Here is a 19,563-nt window from a genome sequence, read left to right on the forward strand (position 1 = left end):
GTCCATGGCGCAGGACAACGCCGTGAACACCATGTGCGCGTATTGCGGCGTCGGTTGCGGCATGGTGTTGCAGATCACAACCGATCCGGAAACCGGCCGCTGTCGCGTCACGAAGTCGGTTGGCAACAAAGAACATCCGGCCAACTTCGGTCGGCTGTGCACCAAGGGCGCGACCACCGCGGACCTGCTTGGCGCACCGGGCCGGGTGGACTCGGCACACGCGCGGACCGATCGCGGTGAACCGCTGGAGCCCGTCGAGATGGATCAGGCGATCACCCGGTGCGCGAGACGGTTACGCGCGATCATCGACGAACACGGCCCGGATTCGTTCGCGATGTATGTGTCCGGCCAGATGTCCATCGAGGCGCAGTATCTGGCGAACAAGCTGACCAAGGGCTTCATCGGCACCAACCAGATCGAGTCGAACTCGCGACTGTGCATGGCCAGCGCGGGTTCCGGCTACAAGCTCTCACTGGGTGCGGACGGGCCGCCCGGCTCCTATCAGGACTTCGAACACGCCGACGTCTTTTTCGTCATCGGCGCCAACATGGCCGACTGCCACCCGATCCTGTTCCTGCGCATGATGGATCGCGTCAAGGCCGGTGCGAAACTGATCGTCGTCGACCCACGCCGCACCGCGACCGCCGACAAGGCGGACCTTTTCCTCCAGATCGCCCCGGGATCGGATCTTGCGCTACTCAACGGCCTGCTGCACCTGATCATCGAAAATGGGCGAACGGACCCGCATTTCATCGCAGAGTTCACCGAGGGTTGGGAGGTGATGCCCAGCTTCCTTGAGCAGTACACTCCCGGCAAGGTCAGCGAAATCACCGGCATCCCCGAAGAAGACATCCGCGCGGCGGCTCAGATGATCGGCGAGGCCGGTAATTTCGTGAGCTGCTGGACGATGGGCCTCAACCAGAGCACCCACGGCACCTGGAACACCAACGCCATCTGCAACCTGCATCTGGCGACCGGGGCCATCTGCAAGCCCGGCAGCGGGCCCTTCTCCCTCACCGGGCAGCCCAACGCGATGGGCGGCCGCGAGATGGGTTACATGGGGCCGGGTTTGCCGGGTCAGCGGTCGGTGGCCTCGGCCGAGGACCGCGACGTCGTCGAAGACCTGTGGGGCATCCCCCGCGGAACGCTGCGAACCGAGGTCGGCGGCGGCACCATCGACATGTTCTCCCGGATGGCCGACGGACAGATCAAGGCGTGCTGGATCATCTGCACCAATCCCGTTGCCTCCGTCGCCAACCGCAAGACGGTGCTGGCCGGACTGGAGCGCACCGAATTGGTGATGGTCCAGGACGCGTTCCTCGAGACCGAGACCAACGAATACGCCGACGTGTTGTTGCCGGCCGCCCTGTGGGCGGAGTCCGAGGGGGTGATGGTCAATTCCGAGCGCAACATGACGCTGTTCCAGCCGGCGGTCCCCGCACCGGGCCACGCGATGCCGGACTGGCAGATCATCGCCCGGATCGCCTGCGAGATGGGATTTCCGGAGGCGTTCAGCTACAACTCCGCCGAGGACGTCTTCGAGGAAATCAAGCGGTTCTCGAACCCGAAGACCGGTTATGACCTGCGCGGGGTCAGCTATGAGCGGCTGCGTCAGAGCCCGGTGCAGTGGCCGTGCGCACCGGAGAGCGACGGTGACCGCAGTCCGATCCGCTATCTCAATGACGGTGTCAGCCAAGCACAGTTGATCCGCGCAGACGGTAGTGCGCCGCGGCTGGCTTTTCCGACGCCCAACGGGCGTGCGGCGTTCTTCGCCCGCCCGCACCTGCCGCCCGAGGAAATGCCCGACGACGACTACCCGTTCCTGCTGAACACCGGGCGCCTGCCGCACCAATGGCACACGATGACCAAGACCGGTAAGGTCGCCAAGCTCAACAAGCTCAACCCCGGTCCGTTCGTCGAGATCCATCCCGACGACGCCGCCCGCCTTCACATTGCCGACGGCGATCCGATCGAAATCGCCTCTCGCCGCGGCCGTGCCGTCTTGCCCGCGTCCATCAGCGACCGGGTACGTCCCGGCAACTGCTTCGCGCCGTTCCACTGGAACGACGCCTTCGGCGAATACCTGTCGATCAATGCCGTCACCAACGACGCCGTCGATCCGATATCGAACCAACCGGAGTTCAAGGCATGCGCCGTCACCTTGACGAAGATCTCCGTCTCTCAACCCGATTCGGGAACCAGAACGCCGGCGGCCGGCGATGCAGCGGAATCGGCACCCACGGAGGTACGAGAAATCAGCGTGTCACAAGTCGACTCCCTCGGTGAATTACTCGGTGTGACAACGATACCCAAGCCGGAGTTCAATGAGCTCGGCCGCGCCTATCTCGCCGGGATGCTATCCGGACTTCGGTCGGACGCGGGTCGGCGCTCCGCCGGGGTGCCCACCCTGCCGCTGAGCGCACCGTTCGATTCCAGCACCCGGCTCTGGGTCGACGGTCTACTCGCGGGGCTGTTCTCGCGCACCGACGGACCCCAGCCGGTGGCACTGCCCGTGGCACCGGACTGGGCTCCGATGGGGGCCGCCCAGCGACCGCCCGCCACACCGGCCGATCCCCACCCCGCGCCCGAGCGCGCTCCCGTCGTGGTGCTGTGGGCGTCGCAGACCGGGAACGCGGAGGAACTCGCCTCCGACATCGCGGCACGATTGGGCGATGCCAAGCTGCCGGTCACCCTGCACGGCATGGACGACTTCCCGCTGGCCGAGCTGACGGCGACCCGGGACCTGTTGCTCATCACCAGCACCACCGGTGACGGCGAAGCGCCCGACAACGGCGCCGGCCTGTGGCGGGCGCTGACTTCCGAGACGGCACCGCAATTCACCGACACCCGCTACGCAGTGCTGGCTCTGGGTGACTCCAATTACGACGACTTCTGCGGCCACGGACGCAATCTCGACGCGCGTCTCGCCGAGCTGGGAGCGACCCGCCTCGCCGGCCGGGTCGACTGCGAGCCCGACTACGACGACTCCGCGGCGAAGTGGCTGGGCGACATCATCGACGTCTTGAGCCGGACACGCACGTCCGTCGGCGGCGATGGAAGGGGGCCGGCCCACGCTTCCGCGGTGACGGTGCCGTCGCGCCCGAGTCCGTCGCCGACAGGCACCTTCAGCAAAAAGCATCCGCTGATCACCGGCATGGTCCGCAACACCATGCTGAGTCAGCCGAAATCGGCAAAAGACGTGCGGCACTTGGTTTTCAGACTGCCGGAAGAAACCGTGACCTACGAAGCCGGTGACGCGCTCGGGGTGTGGCCGCGCAACAGCGACCAGCTGGTCGACGAATGGCTGTCCGTCACCGGACTGGACGCACAGACCCCCGTCGAGGTCGGTGAGCACGGCCTGATGTCGTTGCGCTCCGCGCTCACCGAACGCATCGAAATCGCCCACATCAGCCGCGACCTGGTGCGGTTCGTGCAGGAGCGCACGGGCGACCCGAAACTCGGGGAGCTGTTGAAGCCGGACAACAAACGCGCACTGTCGGATTGGACGTGGGGGCGCCAATCCATCGACCTGCTGGCGCGGCTTCCGGTCGTCGCATCCGCCCACGAGTGGCTGCGGGTCCTCAAGCGCCTTCAGCCGCGGCTGTACTCGATATCGTCGAGCCCCAAAGAGTGTCCGGGCGAAGTTCACCTGACGGTCTCACCGGTGCGCTACAACTTCCAGGGCGTCCCACGCCGCGGGGTGTGTTCGACCTACCTTGCCGACCGCTCCCCCGGCGATCGCGTCGCCGTCTATCTGCAGGCGTCAAGCAATTTCCGGCCGCCGAGCGACCCGGGCACTCCGATGATCATGATCGGTCCGGGCACCGGAATCGCGCCCTTCCGTGGCTTTCTACAGGAGCGGCGTGCGCTCGGTCACACCGGACCCAACTGGTTGTTCTTCGGCGAGCAGCACGCCGCCACCGACTACTACTACCGCGACGAACTCGAGCAGATGCGTGACGACGGCTTTCTCACCGAGTTGGACCTCGCGTTCTCCCGGGACCAGCAGCAGAAGGTCTACGTGCAGCACCTGATGCGCGACCGCGGGGCGCAACTGTGGAGCTGGTTGCAGGACGGCGCCCAACTGTACGTCTGCGGCACCGCCGACCCCATGGCCAAGGACGTCGACCGCGCGCTCTGCGACATCGCCGCCGAATTCGGCAACCTCGACCCGGACGCGGCGACGGCCTATGTCCAATCGTTGAGCGCCGACAAGCGCTACCACCGCGACGTCTACTAGCGCCGATGTGCCGCTGACGCCGAACGCGTAATACGACCGAAACATCGCGCATCCGCCGATGAAACATCCGAGTCGCACGATGCCCTCAAAGATCGCGCAGCTGAAGGAGTCGTCATCGTGGCTCGGGACTGTGCTGGACCCGATCGGGTCATCAAGAACGGCTGCCCGCTGCAATGCCACCTGCGGCGCGGTGGCGTGGGCGAGAGCCCGGTCGATGAGCAGGTGGATTGGGCGGGGCTGACCGTCAACCTGGACTTCGCGTTCTCGCGCGATCAACGCGACAAGGTGTACGCGCAGCACCTGATGCGCAGGCGCGGCACCCCGTTCGGGCCATGGCGGCGCGGTGCCTACGTGTGCGTCTGCGACATCGCCACCGACGGCGCGGAAGCGCTGCAGATCGCCTCGGATGCTGTCTGATGAAGAGTCGGAGTCATTGTTCGCCGACCGCAAACACCGGCAAAACCTCGAATATCGCTGAACCCCTTGAACATACAGCGGCCATGGCGATCCCACGCGCGTCGCGCGTCGCCGTCATGCGGGCAAATCCATTTCAACGCAAGATTTTCGTTCATCCTGACCCTAATCGTGCTTGACGAACTGGGATTTCAAATTCTGGGTAGACTCTGGCGGTGACAAACAGCCCGTCGTCATATCTGGTGTTGGCGTCGCAGCGCAGTGGCAGCACACTGCTGGTCGAATCGCTGCGCGCCACCGGGGTGGCCGGGGAGCCCCAGGAGTTCTTTCAGTACTTACCGTCCACCAGCCAGTCGCCGCAGCCACGCGAGTGGTTCGCCGGCGTCGAGGACGAGTCGATCCTCTCCCTGCTCGATCCGCTGGACGTCGGGACTCCAGATCTCGCGACGCCCGAGATCTGGCGCGCCTACATCCGCACGATCGGGAGAACGCCGAACGGGGTGTGGGGCGGCAAGCTGATGTGGAACCAAACACCGCTGCTGCTCAACCGCGCCAAGAACCTGCCCGACCGTAGTGGCGATGGCCTGCTGGCGGCCATCCGCGACGTGGTGGGCGAAGAGCCACTGCTGATTCACGTCTACCGGCCCGACGTGATTTCGCAGGCGGTGTCCTTCTGGCGGGCGGTGCAGACCCGTGTTTGGCGGGGTAGGCCCGATCCGGCACGCGATGCGCGCGCCACCTATCACGCCGGAGCGATCGCCCACGTGGTCACCATGCTGCGCGCGCAAGAAGAGGGCTGGCGCAATTGGTTCGCCGAGGAAAACATCAAGCCGATGGAGATCCCGTATCCGGTGTTGTGGCGCAACCTGACTCAGGTGGTGGGATCCATCCTCGAGGCGCTAGGACTGGACCCACAACTTGCGCCCCGGCCGGTGCTGGAGCGCCAAGCGGACCACCGCTCCGACGAGTGGGTGGACCGCTACCGTGCCGATGCCGAAAAGCACGGCCTGCCAACCTGATCAAGGGCAAACTCATAGCGGGCGGCACGCCATGCCGTTCCAAGAGTTGAGCCACACACGTTGGATTCTCGCCCAACGCGACGCACGAAGGGCCGCGGCGCACTCCTGGGCGCCGCCTCTGCGGTGCCTTCGACCGCACGCCGACCCATTCCCCGCGTCCCCGCTCCGGCCCGCGGGGATTAACCACAGGCTTCACCCGGTTAACAGCTCAAATAGGCTTCCGCTTCGGAACGAGGTCACCGCGCAGATGAGCCAGATCGCCAAGCAGGACGAATGTCCTATAGTGGGGCTATGCAACAGGCCACACAGCCGCGCTTTGTCCTTACGCGCCGCCCCACCATGGGCCGTTGTTGTCGTTGATTTCCTGACGCCTTCCGACGCTCAACAACGTGTGGCGCCAGACGCGGACAGCATCACCAGTTCGCCGGTCGGAACCCAATCAGGCGCTGCTCACAAGCCATTCAGGAAGATCAACCAGCAATGACCTATATATCTACACCGAACCGGGTCCCATCCGAGTCCACAACCCACAGTGGCATCCGCTGGCAGGCCGAAACGTCCTGTTCTGACATCGTTGAGGAAAACAGATGAGCATCGCCGAAGACGTCACACAGGTAATCGGAAACACGCCGCTGGTGCGGCTGCGTCGCGTCAGCGAGGGTGCTGTCGCCGATGTCGTTGCCAAGCTGGAATTCTTCAACCCGGGGAACAGCGTCAAGGACCGCATCGGGGTAGCGATGATCGATGCGGCCGAGAAGGCTGGATTGATCAAGCCTGACACGATCATCCTCGAGCCGACGAGCGGGAACACCGGCATCGCGCTGGCGATGGTCTGCGCGGCGCGGGGCTACCGATGCGTGCTGACCATGCCCGACACAATGAGTGTCGAACGGCGGATGCTGCTGCGGGCCTACGGCGCCGAAATCGTCCTGACGCCGGGTGCTGACGGCATGCCGGGCGCGATCGCGAAGGCCGAGGAGTTGGCCAAGTCCGACCAGCGGTATTTCGTCCCGCAGCAATTCGAGAACCCGGCCAACCCCGCGATCCACCGAACAACCACCGCCGAAGAAGTTTGGCGCGACACCGACGGGCAGGTCGACATCTTCGTGGCCGGGGTGGGCACCGGCGGCACCATCACCGGCGTCGCTCAGGTCATCAAGCAGCGCAAGCCGGCGGCGCAAATCATCGCGGTCGAACCGGCCGCCTCACCGGTCCTGTCCGGTGGACAGAAGGGGCCACACCCGATCCAAGGCCTCGGTGCCGGGTTCATCCCGTCGGTGCTCGACGAGGATCTGGTCGACGAAGTCATCACCGTCGGCAACGAGGAATCGCTCACCCTGGCGCGGCGGCTCGCCACAGAAGAAGGGCTGCTGGCCGGGATCTCCTCCGGAGCGGCCGTGGTAGCTGCCCTGCAGGTGGCCCGCCGACCCGAAAACGCCGGCAAGCTCGTCGTCGTGGTGCTGCCCGACTTCGGCGAGCGTTATCTGAGCACAGCGCTCTACGCCGACCTGGCGGACTAGCCATGCTCGCAGCCATACGGCGTGATATCCAGGCTGCCAAGCAGCGCGATCCGGCGGCCCCCACCACGCTGGAAGTGATACTCGCCTATCCCGGCGTGCACGCCATCTGGGGCCACCGCATCACCCACTGGCTGTGGAACCGTGGCGCGCGGGTGGTGGCGCGGACGTTGGCCGAATTCACTCGTATCGTGACGGGGGTCGACATCCACCCGGGTGCCGTCCTGGGCGGTGGTCTGTTTATCGACCACGCGACCGGCGTCGTGATCGGGGAGACGGCGGAGGTTGGTGACGACGTCACGCTGTATCACGGCGTCACCCTTGGTGGTAGCGGCTCGGACACCGGAAAGCGTCACCCCACCGTCGGGGACCGGGTGATCATCGGTGCCGGCGCGAAAGTCCTGGGCGCGATCAAAATTGGTGACGATAGCCGGATTGGCGCCAATGCTGTTGTGGTCAAACCGGTTCCATCCAGCGCCGTTGTCATTGGAGTCCCCGGACAGGTCATCAGCCGCCACGGGCGCAGCAGTCCGGACGATTCGATGATGCCGGACCTCGTGGGCGTCAGTCTGCAGTCGTTGTTGACCAGGGTCGACAAGCTGGAGGCATTAAGCGACGGGCAGCAATCTGGCCAGGTCATCCGCCCGCCCGAGGCTGGCGTCTGGCACGGTGAGGACTTCTCCATCTGACGACGGCCACTGCCGTCCCGGGCGAAAGCCGCTGGGCAACAAGCTGGTTCGCCGACGCGGCGGCGGGGTCATTGGGATGTGGGCGCAGCGGCGTCACCTCATCGGCACGCCAGACGCGCAGCGGCATCGACGCGATTATCTCCTCGAGCGCCGCGGGTAGCCCCGGGGCGCCAGTTCGCGGGAAGGCGCGGCCTCTCGGGCCCGGACGTCGCCGACGGCTTCCGGCGGCGTGCCGTCGGGAATGCGCGTGGTCATCGTCACCCAGAACGCCGTGAATTCCATCGCCGACATCATCGAGGGGGTTCGATACCTGGGGGCGGCGACATTTGCGACCGGCGGTGGCCGGGGCCGCGGAACCTGGAAAAATTGCTCCCCCGCCTGGACTCGAACCAGGAACCCTTCGGTTAACAGCCGAATGCTCTGCCAATTGAGCTACAGGGGACTAACCCGATCGCGGGACGACTCTAGCGTACCGGCACGACCACGCCCAACTGGCGCGGGCCACCCCACCTGCCGAGTACAGCAAGCGGGTCGCCACCATCGGACCCGTGGCGATCGCCAGCGCGGCGCAGCCGGGCACAGCGGGTCGCCACCATCGAGCCCGTGGCGACCGCGCGCGCACCCCACCCGGTGAGGCAGGATGGAGCCATCGATCGTCGGGAGGAACGCTTTGATCCGGTATGTCGTGGTGCTGGGACTGGGTTACGTGCTGGGCTCGAAGGCCGGTCGTCGGCGATACGAGCAGATCGTCGGCACCTATCGCGCGCTGACCAGTAGCCCCGTGGCCAGGTCGATGATCGAGGGGGGACGCCGCAAGGTCGCGAATCGGATCTCCCCCGACGCCGGCTTTGTGACGCTGGCGGAGATCGACGACCAAACCGCAATCATGGACCGCGACGTCGAGCCGTCGGCCGACGACGCGCTCGAGGCCTCTAGTCGTCGCCGCTAGCCTGCTCCAACAGGCTTCGCCGGTAGGCCTCCATCGCCACCAGGTCGCCGAACAGCGCGTGGTACTCGTCGCCCTGCTCTATCGGCGACATGCGCTGTAACTTCGACTTCACCTCGGCGATCTGCCGGCCCATCCACACCTCTTGCAGCCGGGCCAGCACACCGGCGATATAGCGCGGCATTTTCTCCTCGTCGACCTGGATGGCCTCGACACCCAGTTCGCTGATCAGGCCCGCCGTCAGCGGCGAGGGGGCCTGATCGCGCACCGCCTCGATCCACTGCCCTCCGGTGACCCCGCTCGACGTGCCACCGGCGGTCTCGATGGCCGCGTGGATGGCCGCGTACCCGGGATGGGTGAAGCTTTCGACGGTCAGCGTGTCGAATACCGGCCCGGCCAGCGCCGGGTACTGCAGGGCCGACTTGAGTGCCTCCCGTTGGGGCCACAGGGTCGGTTCCCGGGGATCGGGACGACTGGCGGCGGGCTGGGCCGCGGCGGGGGGCTGCTCCGCGCGGCGGGAGACCTTGGGTCCCGATCCGCCGCGGGCCGGGGCCTTGGCGTTCTTGGACTGGCTGCGCACCCGGTCGATGACCTGCGGGACATCGTCCCAGCCGACCCACCCGGCGAGCTGGCGGGCGTACTCGTCGCGCAGCGTGGGGTCCTTGATCTGGCCCACCATGGGCACGCAGCGGCGTAGCGCGGCAACCCGGCCCTCGGCGCTGTCCAGGTCCATCTCGGCGAGCGCCGAACGTATCGCGAACTCGAACAACGGCGTTCGCCGGGCCACCAGATCGCGCAGGGCGCCGTCGCCGGACTTCAGCCGCAAATCGCAGGGATCCATGCCGTCGGGCGCGACGGCCACAAAGGACTGCCCCGCCAGATTCTGTTCGCCGCCGAACGCCTTGAGGGCGGCGGCCCGCCCGGCGGCGTCGCCATCGAAAACGTAGATCAGTTCGCCGCGAAAGAAGCTGTCGTCCATCATCAGTCGGCGCAGCATCGCCAGATGCTCGTCACCGAAAGCGGTGCCGCACGAGGCCACGGCGGTGGTGACCCCGGCCAGGTGCATCGCCATCACGTCGGTGTAGCCCTCGACGACGACGGCCTGGTGCCCCTTGGCGATGTCGCGTTTGGCCAAGTCGATGCCGAACATCACGTTGGATTTCTTGTACAGCAGCGTCTCGGGCGTATTGATGTACTTGGCTTCCATCGGGTCGTCGTCGAACAACCGCCGGGCACCGAAACCGATCACCTCGCCGGCCGAGCTACGGATGGGCCACAACAGCCGGCGATGGAAGCGGTCCATCGGTCCGCGGCGCCCCTGCCGCGACAGGCCGGCCGTTTCCAGCTCTTTGAACTCGAAACCCTTGCGCACCAAGTGCTTTGTCAGCGAGTCCCAGCCTGACGGCGCGAAGCCGCAACCGAAATGGTGGGCCGCCTCGGCATCGAAGTTCCGTTCGGTCAGATATTTTCGGGCCGGTGCCGCCTCCTCGGATTCCAGCGCCGCCGCGTAAAACTCCGCCGCGGCCGCGTTGGCCGCGACGAGCCGGCTGCGGCTGCCACGGTCGCGCTGCACACTGGTCGCCGGGCCGGAGTAAGTGATGGTGTGACCGATCCGGTCGGCGAGCAGCTCGACCGCCTCGACAAAACTGACGTGCTCGATCTTCTGGATGAACGCATACACGTCACCGCCCTCGCCACAGCCGAAACAGTGAAAGTGGCCATGGTTGGGCCGGACGTGGAACGACGGCGACTTCTCGTCATGAAACGGACACAACCCCTTGAGCGAATCCGCGCCGGCGCGCCGCAACTGCACGTAATCGCCGACCACTTCGTCGATGCGCACCCGTTCGCGGATGGCGGCGATGTCGCGGTCGGGAATCCGGCCGCGGCCCCGGGCCCGCCCATCGCCCTCACGCCATGAACCTGCCGGGCTTGACATCGGCTCAGTCTAAGGCGCGACGGGGAAGGCTAGCCGGTTCCGATGACACCGCACGCGACCCGATCCATCGCGTTCTCGGTGTCCTGGGCGCCGTGCAGCATCAGTGCGGTCTTGTTACCGGCCAGCAGGTCGTCCCGGGTGAACGAGTCGGTGGTGGTGACCAGGTAGGCCGCGCCGTCCTGGCGCACCTCGAGCGTCGCCAAATCGCCACTCTCGGGCTTACCGGTGTGTCCGGGGGCCTGGTAGTGACCGCCGGCGGACAAGAAGTTGCCGGGCGCACCGCCGGTGGGGGCCACCGAGTTCGGCTCGCACTTGCCGATCTCGTGGACGTGCATGCCGTGCAGGCCGGGGGTCAGGATGCCGGTCGCCACCGTCTTGACGGTGACGGTCACATAGTTGCCGGTGAAGTCGAAGGTCGCGGTGGCCGCCGTCCGACCGTCGGGCGCCTTCAATTCCGCGGTGAGCGAGCCGCCGCCGGGTGCCGGGGTCGTCGTCTCACCGGAGGCCGTCGGCGCGGCGGTCTTCACCGGAGGGGTGGTGCCCGGCCGGCTGCTCGCATGCTGCGGTGAACTGCAGGCAGTCATGGCGAGGACGGGAAGCCCCACCACGAGGGAGGCCATCAAAGGCGAGCCGCTGAATTTCTTCATGTCGGGCAGCCTAACTCGCGGCGGCCGCGCCGATTCCCGCACCGGACGACTTGTGGCCGACGACGCACTACGAACCGGCCTGGCGGGAGTCGATCCGTTCCAGCCGACCCTCGGTGTAGGAGGCGATCTGATCGACGATGGCCCGCCACCGGGCGCCGTCGTCGGCCGCGGTGTTGAAGGCCGCAGCAAAGACCGGATCGAGGGTTCGGGGCGCTCCGGCATGCAGCCAGTGCGCCACCCGGTGGATGCGCTCACGCTGCCGGGCCTGGGTTTCCTGGTGCCGCGGATCGGACATGATGAATTGCAACGCCAGGATTTTCAGCAATGCGACCTCGGCGCGCACCAGGTCGGGAACCTGCAACTCGGCCCGGTAGCGCACCAGCGGTCCGGGCCCGGCCGCCGCGCGGGTGGTGGCGATGGCGGCCGAGGCGAACCTGCCGACCAGCTCGCTGGTCAACCGCTTGAGTGCGACCGACGCCGCGAGCGTGGCGTCGTACTTGCCCACGGCGGCGACCACCGGCAGCGCGGACAGCCGTCGCGCGGCCGCCATGAAATCGTCGGCGCGCACGCGGGAAAGTTCGGTCTCGCCCAGTTTGGCCAGCGCCGCGGCCTCGTCATCGTCGGCGAGCACCCGCAGGTCGATGCGTTGGGAAACGACGCCGTCCTCCACGTCGTGCACCGAGTAGGCCACGTCGTCGGCCCAGTCCATCACCTGCGCCTCCAGACACATCCGGCCCTCCGGTGCGCCCGCCCGCACCCAGGCCGCCGGCTCGCGGTCGGCGTCGTAGAACCCGAACTTGCGTGTCCCCTCTTCAGGTCCTTCGCCGCGGTGCCACGGATACTTGGTGACCGCGTCCAGCGACGCGCGAGTCAAGTTCAACCCCGCGCTATTACCTTGTGCATCAACTACTTTGGGCTCAATACTGGTCAGGATGCGGAAATTCTGGGCGTTGCCCTCGAAGCCGTTATAGCTCGCCGCGACCTCGTCGAGCGCGTGTTCGCCATTGTGGCCGTAGGGCGGGTGACCGATGTCGTGGGCCAGGCCCGCCAGCTCGACCAGGTCGAGGTCGCAGCCCAGCCCGACGGCCATTCCCCGCCCGATCTGGGCGACCTCGAGGGAGTGCGTCAGCCGGGTGCGAGGCGTGTCACCTTCCCGCGGCCCGACGACCTGGGTCTTGTCGGCCAGCCGGCGCAGGGCGGCGCTGTGCAAGACGCGGGCGCGGTCGCGGGCGAAGTCGGTGCGGTGCTGACCTTCGGTGCCCGGCAGGCCCGCAGTCTTCGCCGCTTCGGCTACCCGCCGCTGACGGTCGAAGTCGTCGTAGGGGTCCTGCTGATTCCTGGTCACCGACGCACAGTCTGCCAGGGAATGCCCGCCGAAGTCCGGCTCGACTCAGGCCTGCCGGCCTGTGTCGTCCCCGAGGCTAGATTGGCCCTATGCGCACCGCTCGCCTGCTCGCCGCGCTCGCGACGCTCCTCACGGTCGGCCTCGGCGGCGGGCTGCTGCTGGCACCTTCTGTCAGCGCGCAACCACCATTCCGGTTGGCCGACTACATCACCGACAACGCGGGGGTCTTGTCGGATTCCGGTCGCACCGCGGTCACTGCCGCCGTCAACAAGCTCTACACCGATCGCCACATCCGGCTCTGGGTGGTCTACGTCGATGATTTCTCCGGCCAGACCGCGACCGGGTGGGCGCAGCGCACCCTGCGCGCCAGCGACCTGGGCGACTACGACGCGCTGCTGGCCGTCGCCACCACCAGCCGCGCATACGCCTTCCTGGTGTCGTCCACGATCAAGAGCGTCAACGCAAGTCAGGTCGACGACTTGCGGCGCAACAAGATCGAACCCGCCCTGCACCGCGGCGACTGGGGTGGTGCCGCGGTGGCGGCGGCCGACGGACTCGACGCATCACCCGGTTCGTCGGGCCGGATGATCCTGTTGGCCACGCTGGCGGGCATTCTCATCGCGCTGGCAGGCCTGCTGCTCATGATGCGTCATCGCGGGCGGCGCCGGCGGGCCGCGGCATTGGCCGCCGCACGCCGAGTCGACCCCACCGACGTCAACGCGCTGACCGCGGTGCCGGTGCAGGCGCTCGACGACCTGTCTCGCGCGCTGGTGGTGGACGTCGACAACGCGCTACGCACCAGCGCCAACGAACTAGAGCTGGCGGTTGCCGAATTCGGCGAACAGCGAACCCAGCCATTCACCCAGGCCGTGACCAACGCCAAAGCGGCTCTGTCCCAAGCGTTCACGGTGCGCCAACAGCTGGACGACGACACGCCGGAGACACCGGCGCAGCGCCGCGAGCTGCTCACCCGGGTGGTCGCCTTGGCGGCGCGAGCCGACCGCGAGCTCGAGTCACAAACCGAGGCGTTCGAGGGGTTGCGCGATTTGGTGATCAACGCTTCCTCGCGGCTGGATGCGCTGACGCAGCAGTACGTGGAACTGACCACCCGCATAGCCCCGGCGGAGCAACGGCTCGCAGCGCTGCACAACGACTTCAATGCTGCCGCACTGACTTCGGTGTCCGGCAATGTCACGACGGCCAAGGAGCGGCTGACGTTCGCCGACCGCAACATCGGCAAAGCCCGCGAGCTTGCGGCCCACGCCGTCACCGGTCAGCAAGCCGGTCTGGTCGATGCCGTCCGCGCCGCCGAGTCGGCCCTCGGGCAGGCGCGTGCGCTGCTCGACGCGGTGGACAACGCGGCCAGCGACATTCGGCACGCCATCGACCGACTGCCGTCGGCCATGGCCGAGATCCGCAAGGGCATCGAGCGGGCCGACGAACTGCTGCAGACAAAATCCGCGCACACAACCGAGTTGGTGGGGGCCCGCGACGCGGCCGCCAGGGCCGTCGAGAGCGCACGGGCCGGTGGTTCCGACGATCCGCTGGCCGCGTTCGGACAGCTGACCAAGGCCGAGGCGCGACTCAACGGGCTGCTGGCCACCATGGCTGAAGAGCAGGCCAGCGCCGAGCAACTCCGCCGATCGCTGGAGCAGGCGTTGTTCACCGCCCAATCGCGGGTGCGCGCGGTGTCCGACTACATCGACACGCGGCGGGGCAGCATCGGGCCCGAAGCCCGCACCCGGCTGGCCGAAGCCAAACGTCACCTGCAGGCCGCAGAGGACAAGGGAGCGACGAACCCGACCGAAGCGATCGCCCACGCCAATGCGGCGTCGACGCTGGCCGCCAATGCCCAGTCGCTGGCCAACGGCGACGTGCAAACGATGCAGCGCGCCTACACCCGTCGCGGCGGCAGTGATATGGGCGCGATGCTCGGCGGCATCATCATCGGCGACCTGCTCAGTGGCGGCAGGCGGGGGGGATTCGGCGGCTGGAGCCCGACGTCGTTCGGCGGCGCCCCGGGTTCTTCCGACGGCGGTTTCATGGGTGGCGGCGGCCGCTTCTGAGTCGCCGCACGCGGGCTACCGCAGCAAGTTTCGATTCTCTGCCCGATGTCAGCCGGCTGCCGGGGAATGCGGTATCACACCCACGGGCCGCGGCGGCGCTTCGCCTTCCCACCCGCTCCAGACGCCGTCCGCGACCGCCGTCGGGCCGGGCGCATCGACCGTCTCCTCGGCGGTTTCGGCGCTCGCGTCCGTCTTCGGTGCCCAGTGGTCGTAGTCGTCCGGTGGAACGACCACGCCCCACTTGAGTGGCACCGACAAACCACCGAGCACGCCGGACTCACCGCGTACTGCCGCCACCGTGTCATTCGGTAACGGTGAACCGAGAGGCAAAAGCACCCCTGCCCCCTTCCACAGCCGATCTAAGCGTTTCGGGCGCTGTGGCGAATCTATTTACACCAACCGGCTCATATCGTAAGACAAACTGAAGAAAATATGCGGGAATTGCCAATTTTCCTTATTTCGAGCGTGTGTCGGACGACGCGGGCCGTTCGCGGCCCGGGTGATGAGGGCCGACGCGCGGGCAAGGCTCGCCGATGAAACCCGCCGGCTCATGCCCGTCCGGGACCACCGGCAGCTGATCCGCGACCGCAAGACCTTGGCGCGCAGCGCTTTAGGCCAGACGGCGGCGATCCAACTCCCTCCCGACCCGAATCGTTTCCTCCCGGGGAGCACGGGCGAGCGAGCGGGCCGGTTGTGGTTTCTACCGGACGTATTAGATGAAATCGCGCATTGCGACACGAGGCCGGTTCCCGGCTGGGCCAACACAACCAGAAATTCTGTTTCCTTACCGCCGGGCACTCCAGGCACATCCGCAACAGCGGCATCGTCGGCTATCGGTGCCGCGGCACCACCTTTGGCCGGGACCGCACCACCTCCGCCTTGGTGCCACGGTCCTCGCCCTTGGGGTTCTTCTCGCCCACGGGCATGGCCGTCATCGGCACGCCGCTGCCCGATCCAGCCGCTCCCACCGCCGCCGTGGTCGCCGCTCCGCCGGCCACGCCCGACATCGCCGGAGCGGGCACATAGGCCGGCATCGAACCTTGCCACGTCGCGGGCACCGACATCGTCCCGACAAACCGCGCACTACCCAGGCCCGCCGACGCGACGCCCAGGGCGCCCAGCCCTCCGCCGCTCAACGGCTGCAGGTCGGAGAGGACGCTGGTGACGCGGTGCGGGGCATCGGCGGCCACATTGGTGGCACCGACCAAGGCCGGTGCCGGCGTTGCCGCCGGCGCCGACGCCACCACCGGACCGGCGTTCTGGGCCAGCGTCACCATGGGCGGCACCAGCGCGGTTGCCGGGTACATTCCGGCCTGCGCCACCGTCGTCAAGGTCGCCACCGGCGTCGACGTCATCAACGACGTCAGCGACGACACGGCCGGCGAGAACGCCATGAACACCGACTGCAGCTGAGAAACGAACGCGGTCCCCAGTGACGACAACCCCTGGAAAAACTGCGACGCAAACGTCAGGGGCGCGGTCACCAGGTCCGCCAGGCCCGCCAGACCCGAGGACGCCGCGCCGCCGGCGAGGCCCGCGGGCGGCGCGCCGAACATCGGCAACGTCTCCGCCAGCGTTTGAGCCCCCGCGTGGTAGCCCACCATCGCGGCCACATCCTGCGCCCACATCTCGACGTACTCGAGCTCGGTCTGCGCGATCGCCGCCGAGTTCTGGCCCAAGAAGTTCGTCGCGATCAAGATGAGCAACCGGGCGCGATTCGCCAGTACCTCCGGCAGCGGCACCGTCGCCACCAACGCGCCCTCGAACGCCATCGCCGCCAGCCGGGCCTGCATCGCCGCCACCTCCGCCTCCGCCGCGGCGATGAGCAGCCACTGCACGTAGGGGGCCGCGGCCGCGGTCATCGATACCGACGCCGGTCCCATCCAGGCGGTCGCCGCCAGGTCGGTCACCACGGTGTTAAAGGACGACGCCGAGGACGACAGATCAACAGACAATCCATCCCAGGCCGACGCCGCCTCGAATAGAGGTCCGGAACCGGCGCCGCCGAATATCAAAGCCGAGTTGATCTCCGGAGGGAAGAACAAAAACGCGGGAATCATTCACACCCCAACCGACCGAGTCAACGGCTCCTGCACCGGACGGTCGACATCCGCCCGAGGCTCACTAGTTATCGACTTATGCCCCGGAGCAGATCCTAAGGCACCCCCACCGCCAAAGGCCGGAATTTTAAGCAAACCTTACTTCGCAAATCCGGCGCAGTGACGGCCCAAGAATCGGTTCCGCGCGAATCGGCCAGACGTGCACCGACGCAACGGGACCCGGAGCGGGCACCTTGGCGACGGCCCGGCGACTAGCAGCCTTTGAGCCGTGTCGCCAGATAATCGGCCACCGTATTCATCGCGACCCGCTCCTGGGACATGTCGTCGCGCCGGCGCACCGTCACCGCGTTGTCCTCGAGTGAGTCGAAATCCACCGTCACACAGAACGGCGTGCCGATCTCGTCCTGGCGCCGATAACGCCGCCCGATCGCGCCGGCGTCGTCGAAATCGATATTCCAAAACTTGCGCAGCTCGGCGGCCAGATCGCGGGCCTTGGGACTCAGGTCGGCGTGCCGGGACAGCGGGAGCACCGCCGCCTTGACCGGGGCCAGCCGCGGGTCCAGCCGCAGAACGGTGCGCTTTTCCATCGCACCCTTGGCGTTCGGGGCTTCGTCCTCGACGTAGGCGTCGATCAGGAAGGCCATGAACGACCGCGTCAGACCGGCCGCCGGTTCGATGACATACGGGATGTACCGCGCGTCGGTGGCCTGGTCGTAGAACGACAGGTCGACCCCGGAATGCTTTGAATGCGTCGACAAGTCGAAATCGGTGCGGTTGGCGACGCCCTCCAGCTCGCCCCACGGATTACCGGCGAAGCCGAATTTGTACTCGATGTCGACGGTGCGATCGGAGTAGTGCGACAGTTTGTCGGCCGGGTGTTCAAACAACCGCAGGTTCTCCGGATCGATACCCAGCTCGACATACCATTGCAGCCGGGTGTCGATCCAATACTGATGCCATTCCTTCGCGGTCGAGGGCTCGACGAAGAACTCCATTTCCATTTGCTCGAACTCGCGCGTCCGGAAAATGAAGTTGCCCGGGGTGATCTCGTTGCGAAAACTCTTGCCGATCTGACCGATACCGAAGGGCGGCTTCTTGCGGGCGGTCGTCACCACGTTGGCGAAGTTGACGAAGATGCCCTGCGCGGTCTCCGGTCGCAGGTAGTGGAGGCCTTCCTCGGTCTCGATGGGACCCAGGTGGGTCTTGAGCATCATGTTGAATTCGCGGGGCTCGGTCCACTGCCCCGGTTCGCCGGTGTCCGGGTCGCGGATGTCGGCCAGTCCGTTGGGCGGCGGGTGGCCGTGCTTTGCCTCGTAGGCCTCGATGAGATGGTCGGCGCGGTAGCGCTTGTGCGTGATCAACGACTCGACCAGCGGGTCGTGGAAGACCTCGACGTGGCCGGAGGCCACCCACACTTGACGCGGCAAGATGATCGACGAGTCCAGGCCGACGACGTCGTCGCGTCCGCTGACCACCGAGCGCCACCACTGCCGCTTGATGTTCTCTTTGAACTCCACACCCAACGGGCCGTAGTCCCACGCCGACCGGGTTCCGCCGTAGATCTCTCCCGAGGGGAAGACGAAGCCGCGCCGTTTGGCCAGGTTCACTACGGTGTCGATGACGGACGCCACGGGGCGGTGCACTCCCTTTCCGGGGTTGGGTGGGCACGCTGGGCGGTCGACCGCCGCGCGCGGAGCATCAGTCATGGTAGCGATCGGCGCCGTGGTCTTTGACATGCGTCATCATGCATGTGACAGTGGAAGGCAGCCGATATGGCGGATACTCTCCCACTACCTGGCACTTCTCGAGGTGATGCCGCTCCCATGATGTCCCCCTCACCCTCTCCCTCGATGCCGGCCGCCACCGATGGCGACATGGGAACGGACCTGGGCGCGCTCGCCCTTGACCATGGCGGACTCGGCGCCGGTGGGCACGCCGGGCGGGCCGATTACCCCGTCCCGCCGCCGCGCGAGATCCTCGACGCCGCGGGCGAGTTGTTGCGCGCGCTGGCGGCGCCCGTGCGCATCGCCATCGTGCTGCAATTGCGCGAGTCCCATCGCTGCGTGCACGAGCTGGTGGACGCGCTCGGGGTGCCCCAGCCGCTGGTCAGCCAGCATCTGAAGATCCTGAAGGCGGCGGGCGTGGTCGCCGGCGAGCGATCGGGCCGCGAAGTGCTGTACCGGCTCGCCGATCATCACCTCGCGCACATCGTCGTGGACGCGGTCGCGCACGCGAGTGAGGAGCCGCATCAATGACAGGAGCGAGTGTCCGCTCCACCCGTCAGCGTGCGGCGATCTCCACGTTGTTGGAGACCCTCGACGAGTTCCGCTCGGCCCAGGAGCTGCATGACGAGTTGCGCCGGCGCGGCGAGAACATCGGGCTGACCACCGTCTATCGCACGCTGCAGTCGATGGCCGCGGCGGGAATGATCGACACGCTGCGCACCGACACCGGCGAATCGGTCTACCGCAGATGTTCGGAGCACCATCACCACCACCTGGTCTGCCGCAGTTGCGGGTCCACCATCGAGGTGGGCGATCACGAGGTCGAGGAATGGGCGACGGCCGTGGCCGCCAAGCATGGCTTCTCCGACGTCAGCCATACCATCGAAATCTTCGGCACCTGTTCAGAGTGCGTGCGCTGACCGGGATGCCCGGCGAGTGTGCGGCCAGCCGCACGTT

Annotated in this window: 15 protein-coding genes, 1 tRNA gene and 1 pseudogene; 9 read left to right on the forward strand and 8 right to left on the reverse strand. The window is 66.9% G+C overall.

The window, feature by feature from the left end:
- Positions 1–4 precede the first annotated feature (4 nt).
- The 5 genes from EPN51_RS03965 to cysE all read left to right on the forward strand — a co-directional run bounded on the left by EPN51_RS03965 (position 5) and on the right by cysE (position 7,879).
- Positions 5–4,240, forward strand: coding sequence for a bifunctional nitrate reductase/sulfite reductase flavoprotein subunit alpha (locus EPN51_RS03965; protein WP_293037696.1), 4,236 nt, complete (start codon positions 5–7; stop codon positions 4,238–4,240).
- 150 nt (positions 4,241–4,390) lie between these two features.
- A complete protein-coding gene (locus EPN51_RS03970; RefSeq protein ID WP_366509375.1) occupies positions 4,391–4,657 on the forward strand; it encodes a hypothetical protein in 267 nt (88 codons plus the stop codon).
- A 212-nt stretch (positions 4,658–4,869) separates the two neighbouring features.
- Complete coding sequence (locus tag EPN51_RS03975; RefSeq protein ID WP_293037426.1) at positions 4,870–5,673, forward strand: Stf0 sulfotransferase family protein; 804 nt, start codon at positions 4,870–4,872, stop codon at positions 5,671–5,673.
- Between the two features lie 587 nt (positions 5,674–6,260).
- A complete protein-coding gene (gene cysK / locus EPN51_RS03980) occupies positions 6,261–7,193 on the forward strand; it encodes a cysteine synthase A (RefSeq protein ID WP_293037429.1) in 933 nt (310 codons plus the stop codon).
- Between the two features lie 2 nt (positions 7,194–7,195).
- On the forward strand, positions 7,196–7,879 hold the full coding sequence (gene cysE, locus EPN51_RS03985; protein WP_293037431.1) for a serine O-acetyltransferase: 684 nt from the start codon (positions 7,196–7,198) through the stop codon (positions 7,877–7,879).
- A 135-nt stretch (positions 7,880–8,014) separates the two neighbouring features.
- On the opposite strand, the gene EPN51_RS03990 is transcribed toward cysE, so the two are convergent.
- Both EPN51_RS03990 and EPN51_RS03995 read right to left on the reverse strand, forming a co-directional pair.
- Positions 8,015–8,161 carry a muconolactone Delta-isomerase family protein gene (locus EPN51_RS03990; RefSeq protein WP_293037433.1) on the reverse strand — a complete coding sequence of 49 codons (147 nt, stop codon included), beginning with the start codon at positions 8,159–8,161 and terminating at the stop codon, positions 8,015–8,017.
- 87 nt (positions 8,162–8,248) lie between these two features.
- Positions 8,249–8,321, reverse strand: a tRNA-Asn gene (locus tag EPN51_RS03995).
- A 228-nt stretch (positions 8,322–8,549) separates the two neighbouring features.
- Between EPN51_RS03995 and EPN51_RS04000 the strand changes: the two genes are divergently transcribed.
- Positions 8,550–8,828, forward strand: a complete 279-nt coding sequence (locus EPN51_RS04000; RefSeq protein ID WP_293037699.1) for a hypothetical protein — start codon at positions 8,550–8,552, stop codon at positions 8,826–8,828.
- Here the strand turns inward: EPN51_RS04000 and dnaG are convergent.
- The 3 genes from dnaG to EPN51_RS04015 all read right to left on the reverse strand — a co-directional run bounded on the left by dnaG (position 8,812) and on the right by EPN51_RS04015 (position 12,756).
- A complete protein-coding gene (gene dnaG, locus EPN51_RS04005) occupies positions 8,812–10,764 on the reverse strand; it encodes a DNA primase (RefSeq protein WP_293037435.1) in 1,953 nt (650 codons plus the stop codon). The two genes, EPN51_RS04000 and dnaG, sit on opposite strands and share 17 nt — an antisense overlap.
- A gap of 29 nt (positions 10,765–10,793) precedes the next feature.
- Positions 10,794–11,411, reverse strand: coding sequence for a superoxide dismutase family protein (locus tag EPN51_RS04010; protein WP_293037438.1), 618 nt, complete (start codon positions 11,409–11,411; stop codon positions 10,794–10,796).
- 67 nt (positions 11,412–11,478) lie between these two features.
- A complete protein-coding gene (locus EPN51_RS04015) occupies positions 11,479–12,756 on the reverse strand; it encodes a deoxyguanosinetriphosphate triphosphohydrolase (protein ID WP_293037440.1) in 1,278 nt (425 codons plus the stop codon).
- An 89-nt stretch (positions 12,757–12,845) separates the two neighbouring features.
- Here EPN51_RS04015 and EPN51_RS04020 point away from each other — a divergent pair, with 89 nt between their 5' ends.
- Positions 12,846–14,822, forward strand: a complete 1,977-nt coding sequence (locus EPN51_RS04020) for a TPM domain-containing protein (RefSeq protein ID WP_293037443.1) — start codon at positions 12,846–12,848, stop codon at positions 14,820–14,822.
- Positions 14,823–15,017: 195 nt separating this feature from the next.
- Here EPN51_RS04020 and EPN51_RS04025 read toward each other — a convergent pair.
- The 3 genes and pseudogenes from EPN51_RS04025 to EPN51_RS04035 all read right to left on the reverse strand — a co-directional run.
- Positions 15,018–15,158: pseudogene (locus EPN51_RS04025) on the reverse strand (hypothetical protein); the annotation flags it as partial.
- Positions 15,159–15,652: 494 nt separating this feature from the next.
- Positions 15,653–16,882, reverse strand: a complete 1,230-nt coding sequence (locus EPN51_RS04030; protein WP_293037446.1) for a PPE family protein — start codon at positions 16,880–16,882, stop codon at positions 15,653–15,655.
- A 251-nt stretch (positions 16,883–17,133) separates the two neighbouring features.
- The gene (locus EPN51_RS04035) at positions 17,134–18,525 is read right to left on the reverse strand and encodes a glycine--tRNA ligase (protein ID WP_293037702.1); all 1,392 of its coding nucleotides are present in this window, start codon (positions 18,523–18,525) and stop codon (positions 17,134–17,136) included.
- Positions 18,526–18,708: 183 nt separating this feature from the next.
- Here EPN51_RS04035 and EPN51_RS04040 point away from each other — a divergent pair, with 183 nt between their 5' ends.
- The gene (locus tag EPN51_RS04040; protein ID WP_293037705.1) at positions 18,709–19,137 is read left to right on the forward strand and encodes a metalloregulator ArsR/SmtB family transcription factor; all 429 of its coding nucleotides are present in this window, start codon (positions 18,709–18,711) and stop codon (positions 19,135–19,137) included.
- Complete coding sequence (locus EPN51_RS04045; protein WP_293037449.1) at positions 19,134–19,526, forward strand: Fur family transcriptional regulator; 393 nt, start codon at positions 19,134–19,136, stop codon at positions 19,524–19,526. The genes EPN51_RS04040 and EPN51_RS04045 overlap by 4 nt, the downstream gene beginning before the upstream one ends.
- The last annotated feature ends 37 nt before the right edge of the window (positions 19,527–19,563 follow it).

It is taken from the genome of Mycobacterium sp. (assembly GCF_004298145.1).
Lineage (GTDB): Bacteria > Actinomycetota > Actinomycetes > Mycobacteriales > Mycobacteriaceae > Mycobacterium.

What these genes read in the sequence shown, in the direction of transcription:
- EPN51_RS03965 (WP_293037696.1), top strand. Translation starts at nt 5, where the DNA reads ATGGCGCAGGACAACGCCGTGAACACCATGTGCGCGTATTGCGGCGTC.
- cysK (WP_293037429.1), top strand. Translation starts at nt 6,261, where the DNA reads ATGAGCATCGCCGAAGACGTCACACAGGTAATCGGAAACACGCCGCTG.
- cysE (WP_293037431.1), top strand. Translation starts at nt 7,196, where the DNA reads ATGCTCGCAGCCATACGGCGTGATATCCAGGCTGCCAAGCAGCGCGAT.
- EPN51_RS03990 (WP_293037433.1), bottom strand. Translation starts at nt 8,161, where the DNA reads ATGGAATTCACGGCGTTCTGGGTGACGATGACCACGCGCATTCCCGAC.
- dnaG (WP_293037435.1), bottom strand. Translation starts at nt 10,764, where the DNA reads ATGTCAAGCCCGGCAGGTTCATGGCGTGAGGGCGATGGGCGGGCCCGG.
- EPN51_RS04010 (WP_293037438.1), bottom strand. Translation starts at nt 11,411, where the DNA reads ATGAAGAAATTCAGCGGCTCGCCTTTGATGGCCTCCCTCGTGGTGGGG.
- EPN51_RS04020 (WP_293037443.1), top strand. Translation starts at nt 12,846, where the DNA reads ATGCGCACCGCTCGCCTGCTCGCCGCGCTCGCGACGCTCCTCACGGTC.
- EPN51_RS04030 (WP_293037446.1), bottom strand. Translation starts at nt 16,882, where the DNA reads ATGATTCCCGCGTTTTTGTTCTTCCCTCCGGAGATCAACTCGGCTTTG.
- EPN51_RS04040 (WP_293037705.1), top strand. Translation starts at nt 18,709, where the DNA reads ATGTCCCCCTCACCCTCTCCCTCGATGCCGGCCGCCACCGATGGCGAC.
- EPN51_RS04045 (WP_293037449.1), top strand. Translation starts at nt 19,134, where the DNA reads ATGACAGGAGCGAGTGTCCGCTCCACCCGTCAGCGTGCGGCGATCTCC.